The following is a 13,300-nucleotide window of genomic DNA, read 5'->3' on the forward strand; positions in this document are numbered from 1 at the left end:
TTATTTGAAATACGAAGTAAAAGTTGAGGATTGGATGAGGAAAGAGCGGAAACATAACTTGCAGACTCTAGAAACAAGTCTTTTCGCCCTGCCGGCTGTTTTGCTGGTTGTGCTAATGATATATCTACCGTTTGTATTAAGCGGTTATTTTTCATTTACTGAATGGAATGGAATTGATAAGGAGCCTGTTTTTATTGGTTTTGAAAATTTCAGAAGGCTCTTCCTGGGAGGGGATAGTTTCATCTCCTCTCTGGGATTCACACTGAAATTCACTGTATTATCAATGATTCTGGTAAATGTCTTTGCTCTGGCTCTGGCTCTGGCTTTAGTTAAGGGATTGAAATCTGCGAATGTATTACGGAGCCTGTTTTTCATACCCTATATCATCAGTATGACCATTGTCGGTTTTATCTGGAAATTTATTTTTTCCCAGGGCTTTGCCAATTTTTTCGAGATTACAGGTTTTTCCATTTTTAATTACAGCTGGCTTGGAGACCCGAAACTGGCATTTTACTCAATTGTTTTTGTGGGAGCCTGGCAGTCTGTTGGGTTTTATATGGTTCTTTATATCGCCGGTTTACAGTCCATCTCCAAAGAAATACTGGAAGCGGCCGTTGTGGAAGGAGCGGGGGCCTGGACCAAGTTTTTCAGAGTGGTGCTTCCTTTGCTGGGCTCTTCCATAACAACTTGTGTGCTTCTCTCTCTGATCAATTCATTAAAAGTATTTGATATTATTCTGGCTTTGACCAAAGGGGGCCCGGGGGGAGCGACATACAGTGTTACCCTGGATATCTATAGAGAAGCCTTTCAGAATAACAACTACGGTCTCGGTTCTGCAAAGTCTCTGGTTTTCTTTTTACTGGTACTGATACTGACGCAAGTTGTTCTTAAAGCATTCTCTACCAGGGAGGTAGAGTTGTGATAATGAGAAGAAATGTAAGTATTCTGTTGCTGGAAGCAGTCATGATCGTTACTGGACTCATTTTTATCTATCCGGTCTTTCTTATGTTTATGAACTCTTTAAAGTCATTTTCCGAGGTGGTTGTCAATGTAATTGCCTTGCCTAAGAGTCTTGAGTGGGTGAATCTTACAACAGTTATTGAAAAAATGAATTATTCTAAACTCTTTTTTAACAATGTCATTATTACAAGCATCGGTATTGTAGGAATTGTTCTTTTCTCATCCTCGGCTGCCTATATTCTGGACAGACGAAAATCCAGATATACCAAATTTATCTATGCTCTGATCATCACCCCTATGCTGATTCCTTTTCAAACGATAATGATCACCCTGTTGAAAGTTATGAATGTGGTCCATTTGTCAGGAAGCACCTGGGGGCTGGGTATACAATACTGGGGTTTCGGGATTCCTATGGGCACCTTCATTTTCTTCAATTTCATGAAAACTATTCCTAAAGATATTGATGAAAGTGCACTGATGGATGGAGCTTCTACATTACGGACATTTTTTTCCATTATTCTTCCTTTACTGAAGACCGTAACAGTGACGGTTATTGTTCTGGATGTCATGTGGATCTGGAATGACTTTCTGCTGCCGCTGCTGATGGTAAACCGGTCTCCCGATACAAAAACTCTCGTACTTTCGGCATATGCCTTTGTTGGACAGTTCAATACCCAGTGGCATTATGCCATGGCCGCCATGGTTTTGGCCGTATTGCCATCGATTATTTTCTTCATACTGCTTCAGAAGTACGTTGTGGACGGTGTTGTTGCCGGAGCAGTAAAAGGATAGCTAATAACACGTCCTGGTTTTGACCGGAACGTTTATTAATAAAAATTTGGAGGATGAGAATGAAAAAAGTACTTTATGTATTTTTAGGTGCGGTCTTAATGACAATCATGCTGCCGGGATGCAGCAAAAAAGCCGCAGAGACAGCGACGGCTCCAGGAGCAGCAGACAAGGATGTAAATATTTACATGTTTGTCTCCAGTCCAGAATATGCCGATGCAATCGGTGAATTGATCAAGGCATATAAGGACGTGAAACCTAATGTCACAATCAATTATGAAACAACCCAGAATGATTATCCCACGTTGCTGAAGGCAAAATTGAATTCAGGAGAGAGCCCTGATATCTTTTCTTCAACATCGGGAAAAGAAATCGGAGTTTATCTGGATTACTCGGCTGACCTTGCAAATGAACCCCTGGCCCAGAGTATGTCTGATCCGGTAAAAGCGGTCATGATGTCGGGTGATGAAGTTCACGGACTCAGCATCAAAGGAAACTACTTCGGTATTGTATACAACAAGGGAATTTTTGAAGAAGTGGGTATTTCATCCTTTCCTCAGACTTTTTCAGAATTAGAAACAGCGTGTAAAGCAATACAGGCTGCAGGTTACCAGCCCTTTTCTTCCGGCTTTGCCGAATGGTGGGTTTATAAACATGTATTCCAGCATTTTATGTATGCCGCTCAACCCGATGATGTTGAAGGTCTCGTGAAAGCCTTTATCAGTGGTGATGCCCATATGAAAGACTACCCGGCCTTGTATAACGACTTTTTCAACTTTATTGATCTGGTTGTAAAATATGGAGATACAAAACCTCTTGAGTCTGACCTGAGTACCGAAATTGCGGCATTGGGAACAAAGAAAGCCGCCATGGTTTCCGGTCAGGGAGCCTGGATTGAAGCAGATGTCCTGAAGATAGATCCTTCTATCCAGATCGGCTTTGATGGATATCCAATCAATGAGGATGCCTCCCTCTGTAAGGTCATTGCCGGATCAGATCAGGCTGTCCGAATCTCTAAAGATTCTCCCGTGCTTGAAGATGTTCTGGACTTTGTAAACTGGTGGTATACATCAGATTACGGAAAATCCTGGTTCTCCGATGTTGCCGGTGTTATCCCCCCTATCAAGGGTGCCAAGACACCTGATTTCGAAGTCATCAAACAGGGAAATGCTCATGTAGATAAAGAAGGGGCAGGTACTTTAGGTGTTGCCTATTCAACTGACAGCTTTCATCAGGCCTTTGGTGAAATTATGCAGTCCTATGTGGCCGGTGTTCTAACAAAAGATGCCGCCTGTGCAGAAATTGAAACGAAATGGGTTGAACTGGAAGGTTAAATCTGTTGGAACCTTTCCGGAGGCAAGAAATGTATCCGGAAAGTTCGCTGGAGGGAGTTTCCACATTGATTTGGAATCTTCCTCCCGATATAATGGACAAATCCAAGATGTATAGGGACTTTTCAGGGTATGAAGCTTTGGAATCTGATCAGGCAGACGAAAAACCGAATTACCCTCAGAACTCAACTGGCAGTTCTTATCGTTTCTTCTTTTTCTATAATTATTGTTCCTATTATAGGATATACCTATTACAGCAATACAAATACAATTATTAAACAACAGATCTCCACTCTTTCAAGGCTGCTGATACTTGAGACTCAAATTCTGGACAATTATTTTTCTGAAATAGACCGTTACTCTCTTCTAATGAGGCATGATGCCACCTTGATGAATATTCTAAACCAGAAGCAGGGTTTAACATATTCGGATGAAGTGTATATACAAGATCAATTGCGCAGTAATTTTGATTCGAGGAACGACCTTAAATCATTCCGATTCTATATGGTGAATTCTTCATACAATTACGAGATCGAGTCACAGTTGCATAAGGTCAGACCCTATCAAGTCGAAAATGTTCTGGACCTACCGGATTATTCCGTGTTTACCAGAAAGCGTTATTATAAATCAATCCAGCCTTCGCAAAGTGCAGAAGAATTCATACGCTATTTCAGAACCATTATTAAATTAGAGAATCAGAAACCTCTGGCAATTGTAGAACTGACATTTGATACATCCTTTGTAGATTCCCTTGCACGTGACCATCAGGTAGGGGATGAAGTTTTCTGTATCGTCGACAATGTTGGCAGAGTTCTTTACAACAGTTCACCCATACTCATGGACAGTGCAATCCTGAAAGGAATTGAGCAGGTAGAAGAAATTTCTGATCATGGACTAAGAATCAATATAATGGGAACAGATTATTTAGGGGTCTATAATCTGAGTTCCCGTCAAAACTATATTCTTTATCGTTTAATTCCACTCAATGAACTGGATCGTCAGATAGGAGAGACAAGAAATATAAGTTTTCTAATCGGATTTGCGGCAATCGTCATAACAACCCTTCTTTCCGCCCTATATATAAGACTTGTTACAAATCCCTTATCAATATTGGCGGCAAACTTTGCAAAAGTCGGTTCGGGGAATTTTTCCAGAGTGGAGGATATCGGCGGCAGCATTGAAATTATCAAGCTAGCTGATAGTTTCAATACAATGACTGCACAGATTGATGACCTGATTAAGAAAACATATATTTCGGCAATCAATGAGAAAACAGCTCAGCTTATTGCCCTGGAAGCACAGCTTAATCCGCATATGTTGTATAATACCCTTCAAGCTATTTCAGCAGAAGCAATCGTCAATAAACAAATGAAAATCAATTTCATGATAACTGCCTTGGCTTCAATGCTCCGCTACTCCTTTAAAGACGGAGAATATGTAGCTCTTTCTTATGAGATTAAGCATGTGCAGGATTATTTGCTTCTACAGAAGGCTCGCTTTGATGAGAAGCTCTCCTATGAACTCAGAATTGAAAAGGAATGTGAAGAGCTTAATATTCCAAAAATCAGCATCCAGACATTGGTGGAAAATTCAATTATTCATGGAATGAACGGCCAATCTGACAGGGTGCATATCATTATATCCTGTTCTATTAAATCCAATTTTCTGAATATCAGGGTTCATGATAACGGATGCGGAATTAAAAAAGAAAGACTGGATTATATGAACAGTAAGTTTGAAAACGTTCTTGTCAGTAATGATGAGACGTCCTGTGTCGGGTTGATCAATTTAAACAGTCGGCTGAAAATTCTCTATGAAGAAAAAGCTAATCTTTACATTTCCAGCATAGAACTTCAAGAGACAAATGTTGTAATGACAATTCCTTTGAATGAGGAGCATATGAATGTATAAGGCATTGATTATTGATGATGAGAAACCGGTTCGGGTTGCGATAACCGCACTGGCTGAATGGGATAAATGGGATATAGAAGAACCAGAGACTGCGGTGAACGGAAAAGATGCTCTTGAGAAACTGCATCGATTAAATGTTGATATTGTCTTTGTGGATATGAATATGCCGATTATGAACGGAATCCAATTTATGGATAGAGTCTCAGTGGAGTTTCCGGATATAAAGTTCATAGTCATAAGCGGTTACAGCGACTTCCAATATGCCCATTCTGCAATAAGACACAGGGCTGTCGACTATCTGCTCAAACCGATTGTTGCGGATGATCTCAACGAGGCTTTGAGAAAGGCTGTCAGCAGTTTGAATTCCAAAAATCATATTTTCACAGCAAACAATGTGGATTACCTGTCCAGCGGGGGTACTGTTGATTCCCTGAAAAAGTGCATAGACAGCCACTATACCGAAAATATCAGTCTATCCAAACTCAGTGAAGAATTCAGTCTTTCAAAGGAATATCTATGTAAGCTCTTCAAGAAGAAATATGGTTTGGGAATCTATCAGTATATCCAGCTGGTTCGAATGCAGAAAGCTACCGAACTTCTTCTGGAGAATACACTGAAAATTCAGGATATTTCTGAATCTCTGGGATTTAGTGATAATAATTATTTTAGTAAAGCCTTCAAGCGATTTTTTGATATGTCTCCCTCTAAATACAGAGAGGAGTATGGCTACAAGGAAATATAAAAACGAAGTACGACGGCCGATAAGCCTATGAATACAATCGGGGTAAATGTAAGGGTGCTTAAAATTCCATTGAGGACCAGATCTGTTTGCACTGTACTGCCTGGGGTATAGCCGCAGAGATGGAGGGTGAGGGCGGCTATTGAACCGGCAAGAGGGGTCGCCATTTTCTGACTGAAACTGAAAAACGAATAAATGACCCCTTCGGTTTTTTTCCCTGTTTTTGCCTCACCATATTCAACGGTATCAGGAAGCATGGCCCAACCGGGGTAGACGCTGGAGCACAGCTTGTTTTATCCATTCGACCCCAATGATTTGCACTCTGCTGTTGAGGTACAGTTCGAACCCGTCCGGCCCGGAGCTTTCATACAGGGATGGTATATTCACCCCTGCATGATCAGTAGGGAAGCTTGTCTCCCTCTCCAATCGCCTGCTGCCATTGGAAGTAACTGTTCAGATAGTCGTATATGGCAGAATAGTAATTGAGTTGAGCCCCCGACAGGTTGAGACGGGCATCCTTTAAATCCAGCTGAGTCGCCAGTCCGTTTTGTGAGGATATTTCCATTATTTTATAGGCTTTTCCGGCCGTCTCCAGAGTGGTTTCGGCAGAAGTAATTCTGAAAGCCGACTCATCCAGCAGCAGTTGAAGGTTGTTAATCTGAGTCCGTATTTCATCCTGTTTCTTTATCAGACTTATCTGTGATTTTTTCTTTTCAAGCCTCACTTGTTCCATTTTGGCAAAGCGGCTCCCTCCATAATAAATTGGAATACTGAGGGATAAACCGGCCTGGAGTGCTCCCGTTCCATCTTTTATTTCAAAATTGTCACTGGAAGACTGCCAGCCGTAACCGATACTGGCTGATAGGGAAGGGTAGAATTCAGCTCTGGTGGCACTGATATTGATATCCCGTAAGGCCAGTTCTCCCTGCATGGCCTGGTAATCAGGCCTTGAACTCAGAATGTCTCCCAGTTCTGTTTGTAGAGCCGCTGCCGGTGTTTTTGACAGGGAATCCGTCAGGATGATCTCGTCCTCCGGCTTAAGACCCGCCAGGAATCTCAGGTTTGAAAGAGCCAGATCTCTGTTTCTTCCCGCTTTTGTCTCCTCTGGAATATTGATCTGCCAGTTGACCTCGGCCTGGAGTACATCCAGTTCTGAGGCCAGATCATTATCAAATTTTTTCAGGATATCCAGGTAGGTATCATGGGCATTCTGCTGTGTTGCCGTTTTTACCTTATATACCTCGTCCAGCAGCACTGTCTGATAGTAGAGCTGCTTGGCCGCTGTCAATACTCCCTGACGGCTGGCCTCATAAATCGTTCCTGTCATTGTTCTGTACTGTTTACTGGCTTCCAGAGCCTTGAATACCTTCATGTCAAACAGCAGCTGCTGCACCCCGATGTTGGCGGAAAACTCATTCTTGCTGTTGTAGGGTACATCAACATAAAACAGATCATACATGCCGGTCTGTGAATTGAGGTCAGGAAGAGCGCCAACGGCGGCGGGCATGGTGATTTCCGTAAAGTTGCGTTTATAGTCTGCTCCGGCGCTAATCATGGGCCTTGTGGCAGAACGAGCCAGCTTGTCCTGTACATCTGCCAGCTGCTGGTCAATATTGGCCAGATACAGATCTTTGCTGTTCTCCTCAACCAGTTGCATATAATCGGCCAGGCTTAGATCCAGGGCATTCAGATTCAGAACAGTCCAGGCTGTCAGAGCCATAGTTATCAAATATTTTCTCATTGTGAAATCACCTCATTTGCTTTTTTTAAAGGCCTTCTTTTTCTTTTTCTCTTCCTTACCGGATTCAAGGGCATTTTCAATGGCCGGGATGACAAAGAGAGTCAGGAAAGTAGCCGCGATCAATCCTCCGATGCTGACAAGTCCCATGGGTTGCCGCATTTCTGCTCCTGAACTTCCGATTCCCATGGCCATGGGGAGCATACCCAGGATGGTGGCGATATTGGCCATCAGGATGGGCTGCAGTTTTGTCGGACAGGCTTCCAGCAGGGCTGAGCGGACACCCATACCGTTCGAACGGAGCTGATTGGTGTATTCCAGAATCAGGATGGCATTATTGACTACCATCCCTACCAGCATCACCACGGCCATCATGGAAACCATGTTCATGGAGAAGCCTCCAATTAAAAAGAGGGCGACCACACCAATCAGGGAGAGGGGAACCGTGGAAAGTATCAGCAGGGGCTGACCGACTTTTTCCAGCACACCTGCCAGGAGCATATAGGTCAAAAGAATAGCGATAATAAAGGCAAAGCCCATTCTACTGATGGTTTCATTCATCATGTCCGCATCTCCGCCCCATTTGATCTTGACTTGACCCGGTAGAACCTCATCGGTTATATCCTTAATGGCCCCGGTAATTGTACCCAGAACAGCACCAGGCAAAAGGTTGGCTGTTATTTCAACAGAGCTTCTCTTATCAATTCTTAGAAGTTTACTCACACCCTCATCCATTTGAATTTCTGAAAAATAAGACAGGGGGTAGATCCCGTTCGGTGTTGAAACGGGTATATTGCGAATACTTTCGTAACTGGATACTTCCACATCAGCCATGGTGACACGGATATTATATTCCCGGGAATCTGCCTTCATCTGAGTCATGACAACACCATCAATGGCACTTCTCATACTCATGGCCAGGTCCTGGATGGATACTCCCATTTCCGAAAGACTCTGTCTGTTCGGAAGGAGGGTAATTTCCGGTTTTCCCGACTTCAGACTGGAGTTGATTCCTGTAACACCCGGGATATTTGTCATTTCTTCTTTGATGAGGGTTGTATATTCTTTCAACTCTTCCAAATCGCGGCCTTGAAGATAGAAGGCTATAGGAGCACCACCCCCGCCCATACCGTTGGCTCCGTTGGATCTGATAACCACCCCGGGAATATCGCTTAAGGCAGCACCGATTCTACCGGCAATGACAATATTGTTCTGACGCAGATCCTTGTTTATAAGCTGGATATTAAGTCTTGCCAGATTTGTACCTGAATCCATGGAAGACAAACTTCCCAGGTTTGTGACAATCTGATTTACCTCGTTGAATCCGGCAATTCTTTCTTCTATTATTTTCAAAACTTCGGCTGTCTGATCCAGAGAAGCATCTTCCGACAATTCCACTTCTACATTGACCGTACCGCTGTCCATGGCTGGTGAAAACTCAAAAGGGATGATCCTAAAGGCAGCCATGGAACCGACAAACACAATTACTGTGCCCATGATCAGCAGGGTGCTTCTCAGGCGGTTGTGGAGGATCTTTTCCAGAAGAAAGGCATATCCTCTTTCCAATGATTTGAAAAAATCTTCAATTTTCTGTGAGACTTTGTTCTTCTTTTTTTGTGTTTCCGGAAGGATGAGGGAGGCAAGCATGGGGGTCAGAGTAAAGGAGATAAGAAGGGAAAACAGGGTGGCAATAACCACGGTGATGGCAAAATCACCAATGAATTGGCCTATAATACCGCCCATGGTTCCCAGGGGCAGGAATACGCAGACATTCGTCAGTGTCGAGGCAACTACCGCTACGGTTACTTCTGCCGTACCTGATGACGCCGCTTTTTCCCTGGAATGACCCATGCCTTTATGCCTGAATATGTTCTCCAGAACGACAACCGAGTTCATAACAAGAACCCCCACAGAGGTGGACAGCCCCATAAGGGACATCAGATTCAAGCTGATTCCCATCTGATCCATGACAATAAAGGTGGGAATGATAGACAGAGGCATGGAGATGGCCACAATCAGGGTGGAACGGAAGTCATGGAGGAAAAACAGCAGGATACCTGCGGTGAACAGAATACCCAGAAGAATATTGTTCAGAGTATCGCTTACTGTATCCTGAATAAATACAGAATCATCCATGGTGATACTCAGGTTCACACTCTCTGGAAGCAGGGTCTGCAGTTCAGGAAGGATTGATTTGACTTCTTCTGCCACATTGACAGGATTTCCTTCGGGAGATTTTATAATGCTGAGAAGGACTGTATTCTCCTGTCTGAGTCCCAGTTCGGTATTGAAGTAGGTCACTCTCTGGCGGACATCTTCAGATGCGGGATTGATCGTGGCCACCTGCCCCAGCTTTCTCATTCCCGAGGCGGTGGGAATCATTAAGGATTCCAACTGATCCGTGCTGCTAATCTCACCCTTCATGTTGACAGAGTAGTCCTGACCCTGGTCTTGAAAGTTTCCACCAGGCATATCCATATTGGCAGCGGCCAGAATTCCGGCTATCTGAGTCAGATTGATGGAGTTCTCATAGACCGTCTTGTTATCAAATTCGACTCGGATTTCTCTTTCAAAACCGCCAATTACATCGACATTTCCTACACCCTGTATTTGAGAGATTCTGTCTTTTACGGTCGTATTTGCCAGATAAAAAAGTTCTGTAGGTTCAATGTCACCGCTAATCAGAAGTTCCATAACCGGAGAGGCTGCAATATCAATTTTACTCATGACCGGATCATCAGCTGCATCAGGCAGCCTGTTCACGATGGCATCCACCTTTTCTTTCACATCCTGAAGGGCGATATCAGTAGACTTGTCCAACTCAAACTCCAGTATGATGATGGATGCACTGTTCAGGCTGTAGGATTGAATTGATTTGAGAAGGCTGATAGAACTGACTTCGTCTTCAATTTTTTTAGTAATAAGGTTTTCAATCTGCCCCGGCGCCGCACCTGGATAGATCGTCTGGATTGTAATGTAGGGAATGTCCACACTGGGCATAAGGTTCAAAGGAAGGTTCATAAAACCCAGGATTCCAAAAAGGAGTAGAGCGACCATGACCATAGAGATTAAAACTGGACGTTTTATGGATAAATCTGATAAAAACACGAGTATTCCTCCTGTGTGATTTTAGTATAAAGGGCTGGAGCCGCTTATTCTTTGAGTACCATTTGCCTGGTTTCTTCCTCTATCACAAGCAGGAGAGACTGGTCCCTGACCAGATTGACACCCTGGGTGATCAGCTTATCCTCAGCCTTTAAACCTGAAAGAACCTCATAATACATTCCTTGTCTTAATCCGGGCTGGATGACCTGTTTTCTGGCTATTCCGTTCTTATCCAGATATACAAACCACTCGTCCTGGTTTTTCAGTACTTCATTTCTGTGCACAACAAGGGCATTCGGAATCAACTTAGTCTCAATATTGATATTGGCTGTGACGCCACTGGGAACAGCATGCTCAGCATTGCTGAATTTTAAATGTACCGCAAAAGCTTTCTGTTCATCATCCATAGCAAGGTCGACCTGTGTCACCCTGCCGTTCAGACTCAATCCTTCCCAATCCGCAGTGGCTCTTTGTCCTTTGATGATCTGTCTGATTTCATGATCTGCCACCCAGACGGTCGTGGACAGTTCGTCGTAATTGGAGACGGTAAACAGATTATCCCCGGATTTTACATTATCAGATGTCTTAACATTCAGTCTGGTGATGTATCCGGAAATAGGGGCTTTGACTTCAAGCATATCATTGACTGTAATCCAATTGGCTTTCTGGACATCATACTGGGTTTTTGTATCATCGTAGGTCTGTCTGGATATACCGTTACTGTTGAAAAGACTTTCAATTCTCTTAAAAGCCTGCTCAGCAGCCTTAAATCCTGCCTGGGCCTGATAGTAATTAGCGGCAGGGTTATTCTTTGGAAAACGAATAATGGCCTGATCTTTTTTGACATAATCTCCTACATCTACCAGAATCTCTTCAACCGTATCAGCAAGCATGGATGAACCGGTTGACTCCTTGATGCCCCTGAGGGAAGAAGTAAAGCTTAGATAGGTTGAAAAATCCTGCTCGCTCACTATTCTTAAGTTCACGGGGATACCATTTTCTTTATGAATCTCTTCCATGTTTTTAAGGGTTGTCTGCTCTTCTTTTGAGCATGATCCCAGTGCCAATGCCATGATGATCAACCCAGCGTACTTGATATAGTTTTTCATGTAATACCTCATATAACCGTGTTTGTATTAAGAGTGATCCCCTCTGTTTTATGTCAGACGGGATCAGCAATAAATGTATAAAGAACAAGTAAGGCCGTGTACCTTTTACTCGTGAATAAATGTAATCCTTTTTGGGGGAACAGTAAAGTTTGAGACAATAGAACAAATCTGAACGATTCGTTCTCTTTTGTTCTCACAGGGTTCCTGTTCAATTGTATGTTTTTATGAAAAAATAGAATAATAATTCTCATAGCTTTTGAAAAATGATAAGAGGGTCTCCCAGTGAATGCCAGAATCCTGATCATAGAAGATGAAAAAGACATTGCCGACATCATAGTCCTTTATTTAAAGAAGGATGGTGTGGATACCATATGGAAAAATACGGGTGAATCCGGGCTGGAGTCGTTTCAACAAGAGAGTTTTGATCTAATTGTGCTGGATATAAATCTTCCAGGAATGGATGGATATGAAGTCCTCAGGATAATCCGTCAAAAAAGCCAGATCCCCGTTATCATCGTGTCAGCTCGTCAGGAGGATGTGGATTTAATTCTTGGTTTTGGAACGGGTGCTGATGACTATGTAACGAATCCATTCAGACCCAGCGTTCTTGTCGCCCGTATTCGTGCTCATTTGAGACGGAAAGAAGATTTTCAAGTCGAGGAGAATCCTTTATATACTTTTGGGAGTTTTAAACTGGATCTGAACCGGCAGATTCTGACTCAGAAAGAGACGATTGTGAATCTATCCCCCCGTGAGATGGATCTGCTGGTATTTCTAGTGAGACATATGGGGGAGGCGGTGTCTCAGAAGGAACTGTTTCATACCGTCTGGGGTAATGATTTTGGTGATCTCAGCACCGTCTCTGTTCATATCAGAAGGCTCCGCAGCAAGTTAGGTGAGGATTCTGCCAATCCCTTATATATTAGAACACGCTACGGATATGGATACTATTTTCAGGGAGATCAGACATCTTGAGACATCACAATCTAAAGCTGATGAGTTGGAGGATGATCATTTTGAATCTGATTCTCCCCATAAACCTCATCATACTTATTTTTATTTTTTTTATACAAATATGGTACCTTCAGTTTGATACAAATGAGCAGGGACTGCGGGCGAAGCGTTTCCTCATGAAACCACTGCTTGAAGTTGTCAGTGATAAACCTGAGCTTGAAAAAAATATTCCTGCCTGGTTGACCACTGTTGTGCTTGAAGATGGCCGGGTCCTGTATCCTTATACGGAGACAAATGTGATGGACCCCGCGTCCTTTCCGGCTGGTTTAAATGTCCGGGATTATTTTTTATCCCTTATTACCGCCATCGAGAGTGATATCAGTATTGTCAGTTTTACATATAACGGCCTTAAGGGTCTGTGTACCTATGATGATGAATTATTACCCGGTCATTACAAGATTATTCAGAAACCTCGTTATCTCTTTAATTTATTTCTGGTAACAACCCTCTTTTTTCTTCTGGGAGCCGGGATAATTTACAATTTGAAACGGGATATCCTGGAATTAATTAAGGCATCCAACCGTTTGAGAAACCTTGATTTTGAAACTCCTCTGGTGGCCCAAAAAGAAAATGAACTTCAATCTGTATTTAAGGCCTTTGAAGA

Annotated in this window: 11 protein-coding genes; 7 read left to right on the plus strand and 4 right to left on the minus strand. The window is 42.9% G+C overall.

Going from position 1 to position 13,300, the window contains the following annotated elements:
• The 5 genes from PF479_RS03535 to PF479_RS03555 form a co-directional block, all read left to right on the plus strand.
• A partial coding sequence (locus PF479_RS03535) for a carbohydrate ABC transporter permease (RefSeq protein WP_367277200.1) occupies positions 1 to 922 on the plus strand: 922 nt, incomplete at its 5' end.
• Between the two features lie 2 nt (positions 923 to 924).
• On the plus strand, positions 925 to 1,752 hold the full coding sequence (locus tag PF479_RS03540) for a carbohydrate ABC transporter permease (RefSeq protein WP_298002280.1): 828 nt from the start codon (positions 925 to 927) through the stop codon (positions 1,750 to 1,752).
• A gap of 59 nt (positions 1,753 to 1,811) precedes the next feature.
• Entirely contained in the window at positions 1,812 to 3,083 is a 1,272-nt protein-coding gene (locus PF479_RS03545) for an ABC transporter substrate-binding protein (RefSeq protein WP_298002282.1), read from the plus strand.
• Between the two features lie 129 nt (positions 3,084 to 3,212).
• Complete coding sequence (locus tag PF479_RS03550; protein WP_298002284.1) at positions 3,213 to 4,991, plus strand: sensor histidine kinase; 1,779 nt, start codon at positions 3,213 to 3,215, stop codon at positions 4,989 to 4,991.
• Positions 4,984 to 5,733: a helix-turn-helix domain-containing protein gene (locus PF479_RS03555; RefSeq protein ID WP_298002286.1), complete on the plus strand. Its 750-nt coding sequence runs from the start codon at positions 4,984 to 4,986 to the stop codon at positions 5,731 to 5,733. Before PF479_RS03550 ends, PF479_RS03555 begins: the two co-directional genes overlap by 8 nt.
• Here PF479_RS03555 and PF479_RS03560 read toward each other — a convergent pair.
• The 4 genes from PF479_RS03560 to PF479_RS03575 form a co-directional block, all read right to left on the minus strand.
• Positions 5,718 to 5,987, minus strand: a complete 270-nt coding sequence (locus PF479_RS03560) for an MFS transporter (RefSeq protein WP_298002287.1) — start codon at positions 5,985 to 5,987, stop codon at positions 5,718 to 5,720. The genes PF479_RS03555 and PF479_RS03560 overlap by 16 nt on opposite strands.
• Before the next feature lie 140 nt (positions 5,988 to 6,127).
• Positions 6,128 to 7,471 carry a TolC family protein gene (locus PF479_RS03565; RefSeq protein ID WP_298002289.1) on the minus strand — a complete coding sequence of 448 codons (1,344 nt, stop codon included), beginning with the start codon at positions 7,469 to 7,471 and terminating at the stop codon, positions 6,128 to 6,130.
• 12 nt (positions 7,472 to 7,483) lie between these two features.
• Complete coding sequence (locus tag PF479_RS03570; RefSeq protein WP_298002290.1) at positions 7,484 to 10,576, minus strand: efflux RND transporter permease subunit; 3,093 nt, start codon at positions 10,574 to 10,576, stop codon at positions 7,484 to 7,486.
• A gap of 44 nt (positions 10,577 to 10,620) precedes the next feature.
• Positions 10,621 to 11,682 carry an efflux RND transporter periplasmic adaptor subunit gene (locus tag PF479_RS03575; protein ID WP_298002292.1) on the minus strand — a complete coding sequence of 354 codons (1,062 nt, stop codon included), beginning with the start codon at positions 11,680 to 11,682 and terminating at the stop codon, positions 10,621 to 10,623.
• Positions 11,683 to 11,964: 282 nt separating this feature from the next.
• On the opposite strand from PF479_RS03575, the gene PF479_RS03580 reads away from it, so the two are divergent.
• Together PF479_RS03580 and PF479_RS03585 are read left to right on the plus strand one after the other, a co-directional pair.
• Positions 11,965 to 12,657: a response regulator transcription factor gene (locus PF479_RS03580; RefSeq protein ID WP_298002293.1), complete on the plus strand. Its 693-nt coding sequence runs from the start codon at positions 11,965 to 11,967 to the stop codon at positions 12,655 to 12,657.
• Positions 12,658 to 12,689: 32 nt separating this feature from the next.
• Positions 12,690 to 13,300, plus strand: a 611-nt coding sequence (locus PF479_RS03585) for a hypothetical protein (RefSeq protein WP_298002295.1), incomplete at its 3' end; no start/stop codon positions are given.

The organism is Oceanispirochaeta sp., assembly GCF_027859075.1.
Taxonomy (GTDB): Bacteria; Spirochaetota; Spirochaetia; order DSM-2461; family DSM-2461; genus Oceanispirochaeta.